Here is a 19,840-nt window from a genome sequence, read left to right as displayed (position 1 = left end):
GGTTGTGCCGGGACTCACCGGCACAACCACGCACCGGGCTCAAACGGCCTTGCCGTGGAACGAAAGCCCCTTGCTGCCGCAGAAAAACTGCTTGCTGCCGCCGTTTCCGCCGTCGTATCCGCAGTTCCAGCCGTCGACGTCGAGGAAACGCCCGGTGCCCTCCGCTTTGGTCGGGGCCTGGGCCAGGTAATCGGACATCACGTTAATCGCTTCGGTGCAGCCGACGGTGCCCGCGGGCATCGCTTCGGTCACCACGTCGACCTGGCCGCCGGGGCCGTCGACCGGACCGCAGTCGGCGCCCTTGCCGAGTTCTCCCTTGCCCGGCAACCGGTCTCCGCTGGGCTGCTCCTTGGCCGGAGTCGAGTGTGTCTTGGGCGGGGCGGGCTTGCTCGCGTGGGTGGTCGGCGCGGAAGAACTCGGCGCGGCCGCCGACGACGCGGTCGGCGCGGTCGAGAGCGCACTTTGCATCGCCGCGACCTGCCCGCTCTGCGAGCCGCTGCCGCACGCGGCGACCGTCACCGCGGCGCCGAGGATCGAACCGGAAATCAGGGTGCGGGGCACCATGGTGCGCATTGTCGAATCCCCTCCAGGAGGTGGTGCTTGCGAACACCCCTGAAGACGCGTCGGCGCCACGGCAGTTGGCCGATCGAACGACAGTCCGGGCAGGCCTGCCCGTTCGGGCACGATCGCCGGAACGGGCGCAACCCGCCTAGGACGCCGGGACGGGTTCCTCTTCCGCGGTGCGCAGCCGCTGCGAGATCACCTTGGTGATGCCGTCGCCCTGCATGCTCACGCCGTACAGCGCGTCGGCGATCTCCATCGTCGGCTTCTGGTGCGTGATGATGATCAGCTGCGACGAATCGCGCAGCTGCTCCAGCAGGCCGATCAGCCGGCGCATGTTGGTGTCGTCCAGCGCCGCCTCGACCTCGTCCATCACGTAGAAGGGCGAGGGGCGGGCGCGGAAGATCGCCACCAGCATGCCGACCGCCACCAGCGACTTCTCGCCGCCGGACAGCAGCGACAGCCGCTTGACCTTCTTGCCCGGCGGGCGCGCCTCGACGTCCACGCCGGTGGCGAGCAGGTCGTTCGGCTCGGTGAGGACCATCCGGCCCTCGCCGCCGGGGAACAGCACGCCGAAGACGGTCTCGAACTCGCGCGCCACGTCCGCGTAGGCCGAGGTGAAGACCTCCAGGATCTTCTCGTCGACCTGCTTGATGACGGCCTCGAGGTCCTTGCGCGTGTCCTTGAGGTCTTCCAGCTGGGTGGAGAGGAACTTGTACCGCTCCTCCAGCGCCGCGAACTCCTCCAGCGCCAGCGGGTTCACCTTGCCGAGCAGGGTCAGGTCCTTCTCCGCGCGCTTGGCGCGGCGGGCCTGGGTGTCGCGGTCGTACGGCATCGGCGGCGGCGGGGTGACGTCCTCGCCGCGTTCCTTGGCCGCCTCGTACTCGGCCATCTCGCCCGCGCTCGGCGGCACCGGCACGTTCGGGCCGTACTCCTCGACCAGGTCCGCCAGGCCGATGCCGAAGTCCTCGGCGATCTTGGCCTCCAGCGTTTCCAGCCGCAGCTTCTGCTCGGCGCGCAGCACCTCGTCGCGGTGCACGGCGTCGGTCAGCTTCTCCAGTTCGCCGGACAGCTCGCGCACCTTCGCGCGCACCGCGGTCAGCGCGGTTTCCCGGCTTTGGCGCTGCGCCTGGGCTTCGTCGCGCTCGGCGGCCGCGCGCTGCACGGACACCTCGATCCGCTCCAGCGCGAACTCACCGGCGTTGACGACCGCGTTCGCGATTTCCGCGCCGCGCTCGCGCGCCTCCCGGGCCTTGGCCGCACGCTCGCGCGCCTGCTGCTCGGCATAAGCCGCGCGGCGCAACGATTCCGCGCGTCCGGCGATGCTGCGCGCGCGTTCCTCGGCGGTGCGCTGCGCGAGCCGCGCTTCGACTTCTTCCTGCCGTACCACGGCAAGCTGCTCGGCGGCCTCGTCGCGCTCGGCGGTGTCCGGGTCGTCCTCGACCGGCTGCTCGGCGACCGCGGCGAGCCGTTCTTCCAGCTCCGCCAACTGTTCCAGCGCCTGCTCGCGGCTCTGCTCGACCTTCGCGCGCTGCTGAGTCAGCCGTTCGACCTCGGCCTGCGCGGACCGGGCCGCCTGCTGCAACCGGTTGAGCCGCTCGGAAGAACGGGCCTTGCGCACCTTGGCTTCGCCGAGCGCGTCCTTCGCCTGGCTGACCTCTTCGCGCCGGGACTGCTGTTCGGCGCGGGCGCCTTCCAGCTCGGCGGAGTACCGCTCCAGCGCGCGTTCGGCCGTGCGCAAGCGTTCCTGCGCCTCGTCGACCGCCGCCTGGACCTCGATCACGCTCTCGCGGGCGGCGGAACCGCCGGCGATCCAGTCGGCCCCGAAGACATCGCCCTCGGCGGTGACCGCACGGACCTCCGGGTGCTGCGCCACGAGCTGACGCGCGGCGTCCAGGTCCGGCACCAGCGCGAGCCGGTCCAGCGCCTTCTCGACCGCGGGCCGCAGCTGCTCCGGCGCGCTGACGACCTCGCGGGCCCAGCGCGCGCCCTCCGGCAGCGTCGGCCACGAGCTGGTGTCCACAGTGGACCCGGCACCGACCGGCACGATCCCGGCACGGCCGGAATCGGTGTCCTTCAAGTACTTCAGGGCCGACAGCGCGTTCTCGCCGCCGGACACCGCGACCGCGTCCGCCACCGGCCCGAGCGCGGCGGCCAGCGCGACCTCGTGCCCCGGCTGCACGGTGAGCAGCGCGGCGACCGAGCCGAGCAGGCCCGGCAATTCCGCGGACGCACCGAGCAGCGCGCCCGCGCCGTCCTTGCGCTTGAGCCCCATCGACAGCGCTTCGACGCGAGCCTTCTCCGACGCGATCTCCCGCTCGGCCCCGCGTTCGGCCTTCACCAGCTCTTCGACGCGGGCCTTGGCGGCGTTGTTCGCCTCCACCGCGCGGTCGTGGCGCTGCTGCAGGTCGGCGTCGTCGGATTCTTCCGTGCCGCCGGCGGCTTTCGCTTCTTCCAGCTCCTCGACCGCGATTTCCGCGCGCTCGGCCGCTTCCTGCAGGCCGACGGTGAGCCGGTCGACTTCTTCCGCGGTCGCACCGTTCTTGCTGCGCAACGCTTCGACCTGGCCGGTCAGCTTCGCCATGCCCTCGCGGCGGTCGGCGATCGCCCGGACCGCGGCCCAGTGCGCGCGCTCCGCGGCCTGCACCCGCTGTTCGAGATCTTCCCGGCGCAGCACGGTTTCCGCGAGAAGTTCGCGGGCCTCCATGACCGCCTCGGTCAGCTCCTGCTCGCGCTCCGCGGCCTGCTCGGCCTCGGCGAGCAGCTCCTCCGGGTCACGTCCGCCGGTCGGCGCGGAGACGTCGGAAGAAAGGTGCCGCTGCCGTTCGACCGCCAGCCGCACGGTGCCGCGCAGCCGTTCGGTGAGCGCGGACAGCTTGTACCAAGTCTCCTGCGCGGTCTGCAGCCGCGGCGCGTCCTCGGCGAGCGAAGCCTCCAGTTCGGCCTCTTCGGCGGCCACGATTTCCAGCGCCTGCTCGACCTCGGCGCGGCGCTGGCGGGCGGTGCGCTCGTCGGCCTCGTCGCGGGCGATGGACTCGCGCTGGGTGACCAGGTCGTCGGCGAGCAGCCGGAGCCGGGCGTCGCGCAGGTCGGACTGCACCGACTGGGCCTTGCGGGCGATCTCGGCCTGTTTGCCCAGCGGTTTGAGCTGACGGCGCAGCTCGGTGGTGAGGTCGGTGAGCCGGTCGAGGTTGCCCTGCATGTTGTTGAGCTTGCGCAGGGTCTGCTCTTTGCGCTTGCGGTGCTTGAGGACGCCCGCGGCCTCCTCGATGAACGCGCGCCGCTCCTCGGGTTTCGACTCGAGGATCGCCGACAGCTGGCCCTGCCCGACGATGACGTGCATCTCGCGGCCGATGCCGGAGTCCGACAGCAGTTCCTGGACGTCCATCAGCCGGCAGCGGTCGCCGTTGATCTCGTATTCGCTCGCGCCGTCGCGGAACATCCGGCGGGTGATGGAGACCTCGGCGTACTCGATCGGCAGCGCGCCGTCGGCGTTGTCGATGGTGAGCGTGACCTCGGCGCGGCCGAGCGGGGCGCGGCCCGCGGTGCCGGCGAAGATGACGTCCTCCATCTTGCCGCCGCGCAGGTCCTTCGCGCCCTGGGTGCCCATGACCCAGCGCAGCGCGTCGAGGACGTTCGACTTCCCGGAGCCGTTCGGGCCGACCACGCAGGTGATGCCGGGTTCGAAGCGCAGCGTGGTCGCCGAGGCGAAGGACTTGAAGCCCTTGAGCGTCAGGCTTTTCAGGTGCACGTGCTGCCGACCCCTCTTGGCCACGGGTACTGGATGGCTACCGGTTCCCCCGGTTCGGGACAGGCTACCCGGGGGTTCCGGCGCGCCGTGGGAGGCCGGGCCGCCCGGGCGCGCCTAGCACAGGATCGGCCGCCCCGGCAACCCCAGGCACCCCGTCAGCCGCATCCGTCCCAGCGGCCTCAGCGTTCGGCGAACCCGTCCAGCCCGCCCTTGGCGGCGGTCCAGCGTTCAACTACCCGTTCCACTCTTCCGGGTGAGGTTCCGGAGCGCAGCGCGGCCAGCAGTAGCGCACAGTTGTCCCGGTCACCCTCCGCGACCACTTCGACACGGCCGTCCGGGAGGTTCCTGGCGAATCCGGTCAGCCCGAGTTCGAGCGCGCGGCTCCGGGTCCACCAGCGAAAACCGACTCCCTGCACCTGCCCGTGCACCCAGGCGGCCAGCCGGACGGGCTTTTCCTGCTCGTTCACCGGTCCCATCCTGCCGCACGCGCCCGGCTGCGGACGGTGACGGCCCCCGTCCCTCGGTCGCGCGATCGGGTCCTGAGCAGTGATAACCTCCCGCCTGGCATCCGGGGCCGGAGCCCCGCTCCCCCGTGCCGCCCCTCGACTCGAGCGTTGACCCTTCTAAGGAGCCTGCATGTCCCGTCCCGACGGGCCTGAACCAAGCTCGGCGTCGCCGGAGATCGCGGTGAGCGCCGCCCCCACCGCTCCGCCGAAGGGCGCGAGCGGGAGGCTCAGCCGCTCCGGCTACGCGATCCTGGGCGTCAGCGGCCTCGTGGTCGCGACGGCCTTCGCCGCGGTCGCCGAACTGGCCGGCCCCGGCTCGGTCACCGACACCGCGACCAGCACCAGCGGCGGCGGAATCGGCGGCCAGCCGGTCGGCTCGCAGGTCGTCGTCCCGGGCAACGCCGTCCCCGGCGGTCCGATGACCGTCCCCGGCTCGCCGACCCCCGGCCAGACCGTCCCGCCGACCCCGACGACCGTGGTGGCCGTCGGACCGGACGGGAAGCCGACGACGAGCGTGATCACGCCTCCGCCGAACGCCGGTCAGCCCGGCGGGCAACCGGGAGGGCAGCCCGGCGGCGGACAGCCCGCACCGCCCCCCGGCGGGAATCCGGGCAGTTCGCCGAGCACGCCGCGCAGCGACACGCCGCCCCCGAAGACGGTCACCCCGACGCCCCCGGACACGACGACCACTTCGCCGGGCAGCTCGAGCGCGACTCCTCCGGCTTCGGACAGCTCGGCGCCGAAACCCCCGCCGGGCAGCAGCTCGACCGGCGGCCAGCCGTCGTCGTCCTCGTCGCCGAGCGCGTCCACTTCGGACAGCAACCCGACGAGTCCCACCAGCCACTGAAGTCCGTGAAGGGCTCCTTGAGGGAATCTGATTCCTTCAAGGAGCCCTTCACGGCTTTGCGGCCAGGTCAGGCTTCGAAGCGGTACCCCATGCCGGGTTCGGTAAGCAGATGCCGCGGCCGCGACGGTTCCGGCTCCAGCTTCCGCCGCAGCTGCGCCAAATACACGCGCAGATAATGGGATTCCGTCTCGTACGACGGCCCCCACACCTCGTGCAGCAGCTGCTTCTGCGCCACCAGCCGGCCCCGGTTGCGGACCAGCAGTTCCAGCACTCCCCATTCGGTCTTCGTCAGGTGCACCTCGCGGCCCTCGCGCAGCACCTTCTTCGCCGCCAGGTCGATCGTGAACGAACCGGTGTCCACCACAGCTTCCGCGCCGTCCGTGCCCGCCACCGACGAACGGCGGACCGCGGCGCGCAAGCGGGCCAGCAGCTCGTCCATGCCGAACGGTTTGGTGACGTAATCGTCCGCACCCGCGTCGAGTGCTTGGACCTTGTCCGCCGAATCGCCGCGCGCGGACAGCACGATGATCGGCACCGTCGTCCAGCCGCGCAGTCCCGCGATCACCTCGGTGCCGTCCAGGTCGGGCAGGCCGAGGTCGAGCACCACCACGTCCGGTTTCGTTTCGGCGACCGCTTTCAGCGCGGCGGTGCCGTCGTGGGCGGTGATCACCTTGTACCCGCGCGCGTTGAGGTTGATCCGCAGCGCCCGCACGATCTGCGGTTCGTCGTCGACGACCAGCACCGTCGCCGTTTGGTCGGCAGTCATCGCGCCGCGCCCTCCTCCGCCGATTCTGCTTCCACCAGTTCCCGTCCGGTACAGGCCGGGAGCGAGATCACCACGGTCAACCCTCCGCCGGGAGTGTCCTCCGCGCGAACCGTACCGCCCATCGCCTCGGTGAACCCCTTCGCGACCGACAAGCCGAGCCCGACGCCCGGCGTCGAGTCCCGGTCCCCGCCCAGCCGCTGGAACGGCGCGAACGCGGACTCCGCGGCGCCCTTCCGCAAGCCCTTGCCGTGGTCGACGATCCGCAGTTCCACGAACTCCGAATGCGCGCTCGCCCGTGCCGAGACGTCGCCGCCGCCGTGCCGGAGAGCGTTGTCCAGCACGTTCGCGATCACCCGTTCCAACAGGCCGGGATCCGCCTGCACCGAAGGCAACCGCGCGTCGACCGACACCTGCACGTGCTGCGAGTTGTCCACAGTGGACAGCGCGTGCGCGACCACCTCGTCGTAGCCGACCGGCCGCAGATGCGGGGTGACCGCACCGGTCGCCAGCCGGGACGAGTCGAGGAGGTTGTCGATCAGCCCGGCGAGCCGGTCCGCGGAAAGCTCCACGGCTTCCATCAGTTCCTCGGTGTCCTCATCGGACAGCGACAGGTCCGGCGCGCGCAGGCTGCCGATCGCCGCCTTGATGGACGTGAGCGGCGTCCGCAGATCGTGGCCGACCGCGGAAAGCAGTGTCGTGCGCAGCTCGGTCGCCTCGGCCTTGCGCTCGGCAGCCGCCGCGGCCGCGGCCATCCGCTGTTGCCGCAAGGCGAGCAACGCTTGTCCCGCAACGGCTTCCAGCACCCGACGGTCTGCCGCGGGCAACGCACGACCGCGCAACGTCAGGTGCACGTCAGCGGTCACCGCAATGTCCACATCGGCCTCATCCGGATCCGCGCACGGCTCGCCACCGGACAGCGCGACCTTGTCCCATTTCCCATTGCGTTTCTCCAGCAGCGTCACGGAAGTGAGGCCGAAGTTCTCTCGCACCTTCTCCAGCAACCGCTCGATCGGGTTCGGATTGGTCAGCACCGTGCGCGCATAAGACGCCAGCAGCGACGCTTCCGTCCGAGCCCGCGCCGCCGCCACACCGCGCCGAGCGGCGGAAGCGACCACCAGCGCCACCATCACCGCCACCACGATCATCGCGATCAGCGTCACGACGTTCTGCGGACTGTGCACATCCAGCGTGTACAGCGGTGGCGTGAAGAAGAAATTCAACAGCCCAGCACCGAAAATCGACGCCACCAGAGCCGGGCCGAGCCCGCCCACCAAAGCGACGATGACCGTCGACAGCACGAAGAGGATCACGTCGGTGGAGAACTCGACCGCGTCGCGCAGCAGCACGCCGAGACCGGTCGCGACGACCGGCAGCAGGATGCTCAGCACCCAGCCCATCACGAGCCGCGACGGCGCCAGCGGGCTCGTGCCCAGCCGCGCCCGCAGCCGTCCGCCGGCGTAGGAGTGCGTGACCATGTGCACGTCGATCGGCCCGGACTGCTGCACCACGGTCGCGCCGATCCCCTGGTCGAAAAGCCGCGCGATCCGGGAACGCCGCGAGGTGCCGACCACCAGTTGCGTCGCGTTGACCCCGCGCGCGAAGTCGAGCAACGCGGTCGGCACGTCGTCGCCGACCACCGCGTGGAAGGTCGCGCCGACCTCCTCGGCCAGAGTGCGGCAGCGGGCCATCGCGGTCGGCCCGAGCCCGGCGAGACCGTCGCCGCGCAGGATGTGCACGACCTGCAGTTCCGCGCCCGCCCGGTTGGCGATCCGGCTGGCGCGCCGGATCAGCGTCTCGCTTTCCGGACCGCCGGTGATCGACACGACCACTCGTTCGCGGGTTTCCCACGTGTCGGTGATCTTCTGCTCGGCGCGGTAACGCTGCAGCGCGACATCGACCTGGTCGGCTACCCACAGCAGCGCCAGCTCGCGCAACGCCGTGAGGTTCCCGGGCCGGAAGTAGTTGCCCAGCGCGGCGTCGATGCGCTCGGCCGGGTAGACGTTGCCGTGCGCGAGCCGCCGCCGCAGCGCCTCCGGCGTGATGTCCACGAGCTCCAGCTGCTCCGCCCGGCGCACGACCTCGTCTGGCACGGTCTCCTGCTGGGTGACGCCGGTGATCCGCTCGACCACGTCGTTGAGGCTCTGCAGGTGCTGGACATTGACCGTGGACAGCACGTCGATGCCCGCTTCGAGCAGCTCGTCGATGTCCTGCCAGCGTTTCTCGTGCCGTCCGCCGGGCACGTTCGTGTGCGCCAGCTCGTCCACGACGACGACCTCGGGCGCGCGGGCGAGCACCGCGTCGAGGTCCATTTCGGCGAACTCGTGCCCGCGATGGCTGATGGTGCGCCGCGGCACGACCTCCAGCCCGTCGAGCAGATCGGCGGTTTTCTTGCGGCCGTGCGTCTCGACCAGGCCGACGACCACGTCGGTGCCGCGGTCGAGGCGGCGGCGCGCTTCGCCGAGCATGGCGAAGGTCTTGCCGACCCCCGGAGCCGCGCCGAGATAGATCCGCAGTTCTCCTCGGCGCGGCTTCGGGGGTGTGTCAGAGGTGCTCACAGTGTTCAGTGTGCTCCAGGAGCGGCCGAATGCACGGCAAGGTTGAGCAGGAGCACGTTCACGCCCGGCACCCCGATCCCGTTGCCGGTGGTGTTGTCCGCGACCAGCTGCCGCACCTTCTCCTCGCTCAGCCCGGTGTTGCGGGCCACGCGAAGCACCTGCAGGTCGGCGTAGGCGACGCTGATCGCCGGGTCGAGCCCCGAGCCCGAAGCGGTCACCGCGTCCGCGGGCACCTCCGCCGGGGTGACGCCCTCGCGCCGCGCGATCAGGGCCCGCCGCTGCGCGATGGCCTTGGTCAGATCCTCGTTGTACGGGCCCTTGTTGGACGGCCCCGACGTCGACGGGTCGCCCGGCCCGAGCACGTCCTTCGAGCCGGCGGAGGGCCGGTTGTGGAACCACGGGTCGCGCGTGGCGTCGGCGGGCACCGGGTCGATCCCGATCAGCGACGAGCCGACACCCTCGCCCTTCTGCGTCACCACCGAGCCCTCGGCGTTCCCCTGGAGTCCGGGAATGCGGGACACCGCCCACACGCCCAGCGGGTAGAGGATGCCGAGCAGCACGGTCATCGCGATGAGCAGGCGCAGGCCCGCCCAGGTCTGCTTGAGCAGGACGTTCATGTCAGCCAATCCCTGGAATGTGGCGCACGATCAGGTCGATCACCCAGATCCCGAGGAACGGGCTGACGATCCCGCCGAGGCCGTAGACGAGCAGGTTGCGGCGCAGCAGCGCGGACGCCGACGACGGCCGGTACCGGACGCCGCGCAGGGCGAGCGGGATCAGCGCGACGATGATCAGCGCGTTGAAGACGACCGCGGAGAGGATCGCCGACTTCGGCGTCGCCAGGTGCATGATGTTGAGCGCGCCGAGCTGGGCGAAGATGCCGGTGAACATCGCGGGCAGGATGGCGAAGTACTTCGCCAGGTCGTTCGCCACGCTGAACGTGGTGAGCGCGCCGCGGGTGATCAGCAGCTGTTTGCCGATGGCGACGATCTCGATCAGCTTCGTCGGGTTCGAGTCGAGGTCGACCATGTTGCCGGCCTCTTTCGCCGCCATGGTCCCGGTGTTCATCGCCACGCCGACGTCGGACTGCGCGAGCGCGGGCGCGTCGTTCGTGCCGTCGCCGGTCATCGCGACGAGCCGGCCGCCCTCCTGCTCCTTCTTGATGAGCGCCATCTTGTCCTCGGGCTTGGCCTCGGCGAGATAGTCGTCGACGCCCGCGTCCTGCGCGATGGCCTTCGCGGTGAGCGGGTTGTCGCCGGTGATCATCACCGTCTTGATGCCCATCGAGCGCAGTTCCTCGAAGCGCTCCTTCATGCCCGGCTTCACCACGTCCGACAGCCGGATCACCCCGCGCACGAACGCCGTCCCGCCCGCCGCTTCCGCGACCACCAGCGGCGTTCCGCCCTGCTGGCTGATCTCGTCCACGACGCGTTCGGTCTCGTCCGGGACGTCGCCGCCGCGGTCGCGCACCCACTGGCGCACCGCCGAAGTCGCACCCTTACGCACTTCGCGGCCATCGAGGTCGACACCGCTCATCCGCGTTTGCGCGGTGAACGGCACGAACTCGGCCAGCTTCTCGCTCTCGTCCGCCGCGCCGGGCAGCCCGTGTTGCTCGGCAACCAGCTCGACGATGCTGCGCCCCTCCGGGGTGCCGTCGGCGAGGCTGGACAGCCGGGCCGCGCGCGCCAGGTCGTCCACAGTGGACTTGCCGACCGGGATCAGCTCGGTCGCGCGCCGGTTGCCGAAGGTGATCGTGCCGGTCTTGTCCAGCAACAGGGTCGACACGTCGCCGGCGGCTTCGACCGCGCGGCCGGAGGTGGCGAGGACGTTGCGCTGCACCAGCCGGTCCATTCCGGCGATGCCGATCGCGCTCAGCAGCGCGCCGATCGTCGTCGGGATCAGGCAGACCAGCAGCGCGGTCAGCACGATCACCGACTGCTCGCTGCCGGAGTAAGCGGCCATCGGCTGCAGCGCCACGACGGCGAGCAGGAAGATGATGGTCAGCGTCGACAGCAGGATGGTCAGCGCGATCTCGTTCGGCGTCTTCTGCCGGGAAGCGCCTTCCACCAACGCGATCATCCGGTCCACAAAGGACTCGCCGGGCTTCGTGCTGATCCGCACGACGATCCGGTCGCTCAGCACCGTGGTGCCGCCGGTGACCGCAGACCGGTCGCCGCCGGACTCGCGGATCACCGGGGCCGATTCGCCGGTGATGGCCGATTCGTCGACCGTGGCGATGCCTTCGACCACGTCGCCGTCGCCCGGGATCACCTGTCCGGCTTCGACCACCACGCGGTCGCCGACGCGCAGGTCCACGCCGGGCACCTGCTCCTCGGAGCCGTCTTCGGTGAGCCGCCGCGCGACCGTCTCCTTTTTGGTCCGCCGCAATGATTCCGCCTGCGCCTTGCCCCGCCCCTCGGCGACGGCTTCGGCCAGGTTCGCGAACACGACAGTGAACCACAGCCACACCGCGATGAGGATGGAGAACACGCTCGGGTCGGTGATCGCGAAGACGGTGGTCAGGACCGAACCGGCCCACACCACGAACATCACCGGGTTTTTGAGCTGGTGCTTCGGGTCCAGCTTGCGCAGCGCGTCCGGCATGGACGACCACAGCTGCTTCGGGCTGAAAACCCCGGCTCCGACGCGTCCGGTGTTCTCTACGTGGTGCTGCGTCTCCTCTTCCGGAGTCCGCTCCTGGGTGATGGTCATGCCAGCGCCTCCGCGATGGGCCCCAGCGCGAGCGCCGGGATGAACGTGAGGGCCGCGACGAGGACGACGGTGCCGGTCAGCAACGTCCCGAACAGCGGCCCGGTGGTGGGCAGCGTGCCCGAGGTCTCGGGAACTTTTTTCTGCGCGGCGAGCGAACCGGCCAGGCAGAGCACCGCGACGATGGGCACGAACCGGCCGATCAGCATGGCCACCGAGAACGACGCCTGGAACCAGTCGTTCGTCGCGGTGAGGCCGCCGAAGGCGCTGCCGTTGTTGTTGCCGGTGGACGCGTAGCCGTAGAGGATCTCCGACAGCCCGTGCGAACCTGAGTTGCCGAGCGCGTCTCGCGTGCTCGGGATCATCAAGGCGATGCCGGACCCGAGCAGCACCACGACCGGCATCGCCAGCATCGAGATCGCCGCGCAGGTGACCTCGCGCTTGCCGAGCTTCTTGCCCAGGTACTCCGGCGTCCGGCCGACCATCAGCCCGGCGAGGAACATCGCGATCACCGCCATGACGAGGATCCCGTACAGCCCGGTGCCGACGCCGCCCGGCGAAATCTCGCCGAAGAGCATGTTCAGCATCGTGCCCCCGCCGCCGAGGCCGGACAGGCTGTCGTGCGCGCCGTTGACCGCGCCGGTCGACGTGCCGGTGGTGGTGTCGGCGAACAACGACGTGCCGCCGATCCCGAACCGCTGTTCCTTGCCTTCGAGATTCGCTCCCGCGGCCAGCGCCGCCGGGCTGTTCGTGCGCGCCTCGGACGTCCAGATCACCGCGAGCATCGCGGCCCACAGCCCGGCCATCACCGACAGCAGCACGTAACCCTGCTTGCGGTTGCCGACCAGCTGCCCGAAGGCGCGGGTGAGGCAGACCGGGATCACCAGGATCAGGAACATCTCGACGACGTTGGTCCAGACATTCGGGTTCTCGAACGGATGCGCGGAGTTGGCGTTGAAGATGCCGCCGCCGTTCGTGCCGAGTTCCTTGATCACTTCCTGGCTGGCCGCCGGGGCGAGCGCGATCCGGCTGGTGCTGCCGTCCGGGTTCGTCACCGCGACGCCGGAACGCAGGCTCTGCACCACGCCGAGCGCCACGAGGACGAGCGCGAACACGAACGCCATCGGCAGCAGCACGCGGATCGTGCCGCGGGTCAGGTCGACCCAGAAGTTGCCCAGCCGGTCGGTGCGCGAGCGGATGAACCCGCGCGTCACGGCGATCGCCACGGCGAGCCCGATGCCCGCGGACAGGAAGTTCTGCACGGTGAGGCCGGCCATCTGGACGAAGTGGCCCATGGTCGTCTCGGGCGTGTAGGACTGCCAGTTCGTGTTGGTCACGAAGGAAACCGCGGTGTTGAACGCGACGGCGGGCGAAACCGGCCCGCGATCGAAGTTCCACGGCAGGATCGACTGCAGGCGCTGCAACAGGTACAGCAGGATCACCGAGACGAACGAGAAGCCGAGCACGCCCGAGGCGTAGGTCTTCCAGTGCTGTTCGGTGTCCGGGTCGACCCGGACGATCTTGTACAGGGCCTTCTCGACCCGCAGGTGCTTCTCGGCGGAGAAGACGCGGGCGAGGTAGTCGCCGAGGGGTTTGTAGACCACCGCGAGGGCGACCAGGAGCACGCCGGCTTGCAGGAAGCCGGCCGCGACGTCACTCATCTCAGAATTTCTCCGGCCTCACGAGCGCGACGAACAGGTAGCCGAGAAGGCCGAGCGCCAGCAGTCCGCCGACGACATTGGCCACGGTGCCCGCGCCGCTCACAGCTTCTCCAGCCCGCGCAGGACACCGGCGAGCACCGCGAAAACGCCGATGAGCAATAGGGCGTACAGCAAATCCGCCACCAGGCACCTCTCAGGAAGGGTCACCCGCCATGGGCGACCGTCGGTCGAGAGCCACTCTGCGGCCGTCGCGGAGGGTGAGCACCCGCGTCTGACGCCTCCTTGACGCCGCGACCTGGGGGCGTTTACGCGATCTTGACGGCCGGTGACCCGGGCCACCGCGTCAAGCGCCATCCGGGTCAGCGAGCCGGATAACTGTCCGTAGTTGGTGGGTGACTTGCGGCACAGCTGGTAGTGGATCAAGGACAGAGAGTGCAATTCGGGCAGACAAGATCCGGGGCCCGTGTTACACCTGAGTAACCAATAGTTGTATCAACTAACTAACTAGGTTCAGGGAGGGCTCGTATGTGCGGAATCGCGGGCTGGGTTTCCTACGACACCGATCTCACGCAGCAGCAGGAGATCGCGGACGCGATGACCGAGACCATGGCCTGCCGAGGACCCGACGACCGCGGAACCTGGGTCCGCCGCTCGGTCGCGCTGGGCCACCGACGGCTCGCCATCATCGACCTGCCGGGCGGACGCCAGCCGATGAGCGTGAAGACCCCGAACGGCGAAGTCGCGATGGTCTACAGCGGCGAGGCGTACAACTTCTCCGAACTTCGTGAAGAACTCACCAAACTGGGGCACCGCTGGGAGACCGACAGCGACACCGAGGTCGTGCTGCACGGCTACCTGCAGTGGGGCACTGAGGTCGTGGACCACCTCAACGGCATGTACGCGTTCGCGATCTGGGACGAGCGCGACCAGAAGCTCGTGATGATCCGCGACCGGATGGGCATCAAGCCGTTCTACTACTACCCCACCCGCGACGGCGTCCTGTTCGGCTCCGAGCCGAAGGCGATCCTGGCGAACCCGTTGGCGCGCAAGGCAGTAGACAGCGACGGCCTGCGCGAGCTGATGGGCTTCACGAAGCGTCCGGGCTGGTCGCTGTGGAAGGGCATGTACGAGGTCGACCCGGCCACCGTCGTGACCGTGACCCGCGAGGGGATCAACACCCGCACCTACTGGAAGCTCGACGCGAAGCAGCACACCGACGACCAGGAGACGACGGTCGAGCGCGTGCGCGAGCTGATGACCGACATCGTCCACCGGCAACTGGTCGCCGACGTCCCGCGCTGCGTGCTGCTCTCCGGCGGCCTCGACTCGAGCGCGGTCACCGGTCTCGCCGCCGCGCGGCTGGCCGAGGAAGGCGAGCAGCTGCGCACCTTCTCGGTCGACTTCTTCGGGCAGGAAGAGAACTTCAAGCCCGACGAAATGCGCGACACCCCGGACTCGCCCTACATCCGCGACGTCGCCAAGCTCGTCGGTTCCGCGCACCAGGACGTGATGCTGAACCCGGCCGACCTGAGCGACCCCGAGGTCCGCCGCGCGGTGCTGCGCGCCCGCGACATCCCGACCGGGCTCGGCGACATGGACACGTCGTTGTACTTGCTGTTCAAGGCGATCCGGGCGGAATCGACGGTGGCGCTGTCCGGCGAATCGGCCGACGAGGTCTTCGGCGGCTACCGCTGGTTCCACGACGAGGCCGCGGTCAAGGCGGACACCTTCCCGTGGCTGGCGTTCCGCAACAGCCTGATGGACGACCGGGAATCGCTGCTCGAACCCGGCCTCGCCGCGAAGCTCGACCTGGAGTCGTACATCGACGACCAGTACCGCACCGCGGTGTCCCAAGTGGACTTGCTGGACGGCGAATCCGAGCGGGATTCGCGGATGCGGGTCATCTGCAACCTCCACCTGACCCGGTTCGTGCGGCAGCTGCTCGACCGCAAGGACCGGATGTCGATGGCGGTGGGCCTGGAAGTGCGCGTGCCGTTCTGCGACCACCGGCTCGTCGAGTACGTCTACAACACGCCTTGGTCGCTGAAGACCTACGACGGCCGGGAAAAGAGCCTGCTGCGGCACGCGACGAAGCACGTGCTGCCCGCCTCGGTGCGGGACCGGGTGAAGAGCCCGTATCCGTCCACTCAGGACCCGGGGTACGCCGTCGCGCTGCAGGAGCAGATCAAGGAAGCCTTGGCGCAGAAGGACAATCCGGTGTTCCAGGTGATCAGCCGGGAACGGCTGCAGCAGTCGGCGGACACCGATCCGGCGGCGATCAGCCAGGCGCAGCGGGTCGGCATGGACCGGGCGCTGGACTTGCACCACTGGTTCGACATGTACTCGCCGGAGCTGGAACTCAACTGACCCCGGCGCTCGGCCCGGACCTCCCCAATGCCACATTGGGTGCATCCGACGCACCCAATGTGGCATTGGTTGCGTGCCACGCACCCAATGCGGCGTTCGGTGCGTCCTGCGCACCCAATGCCGCATTGGGGCGGTGCCGGGCGAGCGGTCAGAACTCCAGGTGCGCGTCGATCTCCGTGCCGCGGACGTCCAGTTCCGCACCGGCTCCGCTCATCAGCCGCCGGGCCGCCGCATTGTCCACAGTGGTCGTCGCGACGAATTTCGCCGCGCCGCCGTCGCGGGCCGCGTCGAGCAGCACCGCGGTCACTTTGCGGCCGATTCCGCGCCCGCGCGCCGAACGGCCGAGCCACACCCCGGCTTCGACCTCCAGCGCGGCCCGCCCGGACACCGGCCGCAAGCGGGCTGCCCCGCAGACCTGGCCGTCGACTTCCACGACCCAGGTCGTTTCGATGGCGGTGTCCGGATTGAGCGATCGTCGGCGGTGGAACGCGAGAAACGCTTCGCGGCGGGCTTCGGTCCATCCGGCGGGGCCTTCGACCGGCGGCATGACCTCAGCCGGTTCGGCGTCGGCCACCGCGGCTTCCAGCAGCCGCTCCAGCCCCTGCTCGTCGAGCGGGATCAGCACGATCTCGGATTCTCCCGATCCAGGCACGCCCCGCAGCTTGGCACGCGAAGCGGCCGGGCGCTACCCGATCGGCCCAGTCGTTACCAGGGAACCGGCTCGCCGAAGCGGTCGAGGAACTGCAGCCCCAGCTCACCCGCGCGCGCTTCGAGCACGTCGACGACCGCGGGGATGCTTTCTTCCGGCAACAACGGCGCGTCCGGCCCGCCGAGCCGCGTCCGGTTGTGGCCAGGGTCGATGAGCAGTTTGGTCCGCCCGTCGCTCTCGTGCCGGGTGGCGTAGCTGCGCATGAGCTGGTTGAGCGCGGCCTTGCTGGCCTTGTACAGCTCGTATCCCGGTTCGACGTTCCTCGAGACGCTGCCCTGTTCGGACGACATCACCGCGACCGTGCCGCCCGGGGCGACCAGATCGTCCAGTCCTTCGAGGACTCTCAACGGGCCCAACGCATTGGTGATCATCACTTCGGTGAACATCTCGACGGGCACTTCATTGATCGGCAGGTTCCCGCGATCGATCGCCGCGTTCACGAAGAGCAGATCGAGCGGACCGTCCACTCTGTCTCTGAGCGCCGCGATCTGTGCTTCATCGGTCATCTCCAGCTGTTCGGTCCGCATTCCTTCCAACGGCACCGAACCGCTGCGGGTCGTCGCGATGACCTCCCACCCGCGCCGGTCCAACTCGGTGACCAGCACCAATCCCAGCCCCCGCGAAGCCCCGACCACCAACGCCCGGCGTGCCGCCATGACCGCTCCCTTGTCTAGACGCAACGTCACGTCTAGACAGTAGCACGGTAGGGTGTCCGGTATGCCCGCAGTCAATTCCCAGCCCCGCAGGGCACGCTCCGGCAACCGGCGCGACGAGGCCGCCCGCCTGGCGGTGCTCCACGCCGCCGACGACCTGCTGGTCGAGCACGGCTTCGGTGCACTGACCGTGGAAGCGATCGCGCGCCGCGCCGGCGTCGCGAAGCAGACGATTTATCGGTGGTGGCCGTCGAAGGTCGAAATCCTGCTGGACACGCTGATCGAGGACAGCGAGAAACGCCTGCCGGTGCCGACGGAAGACCCGACGGCCGACCGCATCCGGGCGTATCTGCGCGACTTCGCGCACTTCCTCACTGAAGACCCCGCGGGCAAATGCCTGCTCACGTTGCTGGCCGAGGCGCAGCACGATGTCGGGACGGCAGCGCGGTTCCACGAGCGCTACCTGGAGCCGCGGCAGCTCGCGGAACGACAAATGCTGACGCGGGCTGCCGAAGCGGGCGAGATTTCTCCGGTGTTGGCTCCGGAGGCCACAATGGACGCTTTGCTGGGGCCGATTGTCTACAGTGCACTGACCGCGTCGACGGTACCGGCGGATGTGGTGGATACGTTGGTGGAGAAGCTGCTTCGCCCGCGAGCTTGACCTACCGCCGCACCTCGACGACCCGCACCGGGCGGTTCTCCCTCCGCGAGACCTCGCACGCCTCCGCGATGTAGAACGCCTCCAACGCATCCTCCGCCCCCGCGGGCGACGGGATCCGGCGGGCGGCGACGTCCAGGAACGCCCGCAGCTCGGCAGCATAAGCCGTCCGGAAGCGTTCCATGAAGCCCGGATACGCCGGTCCCGGCAACGGTCCGAAGCCCGGCTCCACTGACCGCAGCGGGGCCTGATCGTCCAAGCCCACCACGGCATTCCCCAGCGAGCCGAGGGCTTCGAAGCGCACGTCGTAGCCCGCGCCGTTGTAGCGGGCCAGCGAGACCGTCGCGAGGGTTCCGTCGTCGAGCGTCAGCACTACCGCGGCGGTGTCGACGTCTCCGGCGTCCGCGAAGAACTGCTCGCCCTTGTTGCGCCCCACCGCGAAAACTTCCGAAACCTCCCGGCCGGTCACCCAGCGGAGGATGTCGAAGTCGTGCACGCCGCAGTCCCGGAACAGGCCGCCGGAATGCGCGACATAGGCGGCGGGCGGCGGTGCCGGGTCCAAAGTGGTCGCCCGGACGCTGTGCAGCCAGCCCAATTCCCCGCTCTGCACCGCGACCCGCGCGGCTTGGTAGCCCGCGTCGAACCGGCGCTGGAAGCCGATCTGGACCGGGACGTCCGCGTCCGCGATCCGGTCGATGACCGCGAGCGTGCCGGGAATGTCCGCGGCGACCGGCTTTTCGCAGAACACCGGCACCCCCGCGTCGACCGCTTGGATGATCAACTCCGGATGCGCGTCGGTGGCCGCGGCGATGACCAGACCGTCGAGACCGGCCCGGAACAGTGCGTCGATTCCCTCGGCCGCCTCGACCCCGAGCCGAGCGGCGACCGACTGGGCTCGCGCGGGGTCCACGTCCGCGACGACCACGGACGCGACCTCGTCGAAGCCCGCGAGCGTTTCCGCGTGCGCGGCGCCGATCCGTCCGGCCCCCGCCAGTCCCACCCTCATCGCTGTGCCTCCCCTGAGTTGGGCCCCGTGGTCTCCCGCACGACCAGGGACGGATGAAGCAGATGCCGCACCGGTTCAGTGCGTTCACCGCGGATGCGCTCCAGCAGCGCATCGAAGGCCAGCCGCGCCATTTCCGCGCGCGGTTGGTCCACTGTGGTCAGTGAAATGTGCCGCAGGGAGGCCAAGGAAGTGTTGTCGTAGCCGACCACCGAAACGTCCTCCGGTACCCGCAACCCGTGTTCCTCAAGCGCCGAGATCGCGCCGACCGCGTTGAAGTCATTGCCCGCCACCAGTGCAGTCGGCGGCGGCGAGTACGAGGACAGCAACTCCTGTACGGCCTTTTCGCCCGCGGTGTCAGTGTGCTCGCTGCGCACCACGATCGGCTCCAGTTCGTGGGCCCGCATCGCCCGCTGGAAACCTCGCCGCCGAGCTGCGGCACCGGCCGCTCCCCCGCCGTCGAGATGCGCGATCCGCCGATGCCCGAGCTGCACCAAGTGCTCGACGGCCAACGCCGCGCCAGCCTCGCCGTCGTCATTCACAGTATCGACAGTGGACAAACGAGAAGTACGCGACACCAACACTACCGGACACTGCCGTGCCGCGGCTTCGATCGCAGCGGCCGGAACCACCGGTGACAACAGCACGACGCCGGCCGGACGGAACGACAGGAGACTGCGCAACGCCGCGCCCTCCCGAGAAGGCATCCGGCCGCCGGTGTTGAGGATCAGATCGAACCCGGCTGCCTGAGCCGCCGCGTCCAGCCCTTCCACCACGTCCGCGAAGAAGGCGTTGCGCAGGTCGTTCACCATCACGCCGAGCACCGTCGAAGTCCGGCTCGCCAGCGAACGCGCCATCACGTGCGGCGAATATCCGAGTTCCTCAGCCGCTTTCCGCACTGCCGCGCGGCGCTGCGCCGAGACGTTCGGCGCGTTGCGCATCACGAGCGAAACCAGTGCCCGGGAGACCCCGGCTCGCGCGGCGACGTCCTCCATGGTGGGCTTCCCCATGCGAAAACCTCCCCGGAGAAGCGCTTGACGCGACGGGTCGGACGCTACAAGCTTAGAGCGCTCTAATCAAGGGCCCGTCCCCCG

The 19,840-nt window shown here is 69.6% G+C and carries 17 protein-coding genes; 2 read left to right on the top strand and 15 right to left on the bottom strand.

Annotation, left to right across the window (positions count from 1 at the left end):
* Positions 1-39: 39 nt before the first annotated feature.
* From CU254_RS42925 to kdpF, 11 genes are all read right to left on the bottom strand, one after another.
* Positions 40-564, bottom strand: coding sequence for a hypothetical protein (locus CU254_RS42925; protein WP_158688000.1), 525 nt, complete (start codon positions 562-564; stop codon positions 40-42).
* A 145-nt stretch (positions 565-709) separates the two neighbouring features.
* On the bottom strand, positions 710-4,312 hold the full coding sequence (gene smc, locus CU254_RS07740) for a chromosome segregation protein SMC (RefSeq protein ID WP_037716752.1): 3,603 nt from the start codon (positions 4,310-4,312) through the stop codon (positions 710-712).
* Between the two features lie 179 nt (positions 4,313-4,491).
* Positions 4,492-4,788, bottom strand: coding sequence for an acylphosphatase (locus tag CU254_RS07735; RefSeq protein WP_009074356.1), 297 nt, complete (start codon positions 4,786-4,788; stop codon positions 4,492-4,494).
* Between the two features lie 270 nt (positions 4,789-5,058).
* Positions 5,059-5,340, bottom strand: a complete 282-nt coding sequence (locus CU254_RS43970; RefSeq protein ID WP_199785833.1) for a hypothetical protein — start codon at positions 5,338-5,340, stop codon at positions 5,059-5,061.
* A gap of 18 nt (positions 5,341-5,358) precedes the next feature.
* The gene (locus tag CU254_RS43965; protein ID WP_009074354.1) at positions 5,359-5,655 is read right to left on the bottom strand and encodes a hypothetical protein; all 297 of its coding nucleotides are present in this window, start codon (positions 5,653-5,655) and stop codon (positions 5,359-5,361) included.
* Positions 5,656-5,732: 77 nt separating this feature from the next.
* The gene (locus tag CU254_RS07725; protein ID WP_009074352.1) at positions 5,733-6,431 is read right to left on the bottom strand and encodes a response regulator; all 699 of its coding nucleotides are present in this window, start codon (positions 6,429-6,431) and stop codon (positions 5,733-5,735) included.
* Positions 6,428-8,986: a sensor histidine kinase KdpD gene (locus CU254_RS07720; RefSeq protein WP_078560726.1), complete on the bottom strand. Its 2,559-nt coding sequence runs from the start codon at positions 8,984-8,986 to the stop codon at positions 6,428-6,430. The genes CU254_RS07725 and CU254_RS07720 overlap by 4 nt, the downstream gene beginning before the upstream one ends.
* A 5-nt stretch (positions 8,987-8,991) precedes the next feature.
* Positions 8,992-9,603 (bottom strand): potassium-transporting ATPase subunit C, encoded by a 612-nt coding sequence (locus CU254_RS07715; protein WP_009074348.1) that lies wholly within the window; start codon positions 9,601-9,603, stop codon positions 8,992-8,994.
* Between the two features lies 1 nt (position 9,604).
* Positions 9,605-11,698 carry a potassium-transporting ATPase subunit KdpB gene (kdpB, locus tag CU254_RS07710; protein ID WP_009074345.1) on the bottom strand — a complete coding sequence of 698 codons (2,094 nt, stop codon included), beginning with the start codon at positions 11,696-11,698 and terminating at the stop codon, positions 9,605-9,607.
* Positions 11,695-13,356 (bottom strand): potassium-transporting ATPase subunit KdpA, encoded by a 1,662-nt coding sequence (gene kdpA, locus CU254_RS07705; protein ID WP_009074343.1) that lies wholly within the window; start codon positions 13,354-13,356, stop codon positions 11,695-11,697. Before kdpA ends, kdpB begins: the two co-directional genes overlap by 4 nt.
* 1 nt (position 13,357) lies before the next feature.
* A complete protein-coding gene (gene kdpF / locus CU254_RS07700) occupies positions 13,358-13,459 on the bottom strand; it encodes a K(+)-transporting ATPase subunit F (protein ID WP_037712906.1) in 102 nt (33 codons plus the stop codon).
* Between the two features lie 422 nt (positions 13,460-13,881).
* On the opposite strand from kdpF, the gene asnB reads away from it, so the two are divergent.
* Complete coding sequence (asnB, locus tag CU254_RS07695) at positions 13,882-15,723, top strand: asparagine synthase (glutamine-hydrolyzing) (RefSeq protein ID WP_009074340.1); 1,842 nt, start codon at positions 13,882-13,884, stop codon at positions 15,721-15,723.
* A 148-nt stretch (positions 15,724-15,871) separates the two neighbouring features.
* On the opposite strand, the gene CU254_RS07690 is transcribed toward asnB, so the two are convergent.
* Positions 15,872-16,375, bottom strand: a complete 504-nt coding sequence (locus tag CU254_RS07690; protein ID WP_199785832.1) for a GNAT family N-acetyltransferase — start codon at positions 16,373-16,375, stop codon at positions 15,872-15,874.
* Positions 16,376-16,428: 53 nt separating this feature from the next.
* Positions 16,429-17,088 (bottom strand): SDR family NAD(P)-dependent oxidoreductase, encoded by a 660-nt coding sequence (locus CU254_RS07685; RefSeq protein ID WP_086024874.1) that lies wholly within the window; start codon positions 17,086-17,088, stop codon positions 16,429-16,431.
* Positions 17,089-17,149: 61 nt separating this feature from the next.
* On the opposite strand from CU254_RS07685, the gene CU254_RS07680 reads away from it, so the two are divergent.
* Positions 17,150-17,746 (top strand): TetR/AcrR family transcriptional regulator, encoded by a 597-nt coding sequence (locus CU254_RS07680; RefSeq protein WP_037712902.1) that lies wholly within the window; start codon positions 17,150-17,152, stop codon positions 17,744-17,746.
* 1 nt (position 17,747) lies between these two features.
* On the opposite strand, the gene CU254_RS07675 is transcribed toward CU254_RS07680, so the two are convergent.
* Complete coding sequence (locus tag CU254_RS07675) at positions 17,748-18,749, bottom strand: Gfo/Idh/MocA family oxidoreductase (RefSeq protein WP_009074332.1); 1,002 nt, start codon at positions 18,747-18,749, stop codon at positions 17,748-17,750.
* Positions 18,746-19,756 carry a LacI family DNA-binding transcriptional regulator gene (locus tag CU254_RS07670; RefSeq protein ID WP_009074330.1) on the bottom strand — a complete coding sequence of 337 codons (1,011 nt, stop codon included), beginning with the start codon at positions 19,754-19,756 and terminating at the stop codon, positions 18,746-18,748. Before CU254_RS07670 ends, CU254_RS07675 begins: the two co-directional genes overlap by 4 nt.
* Positions 19,757-19,840: the final 84 nt, after the last annotated feature.

The organism is Amycolatopsis sp. AA4 (genome assembly GCF_002796545.1).
Classification (GTDB): Bacteria; Actinomycetota; Actinomycetes; order Mycobacteriales; family Pseudonocardiaceae; genus Amycolatopsis.
This window is presented reverse-complemented; position numbering and strand designations above follow the sequence as displayed.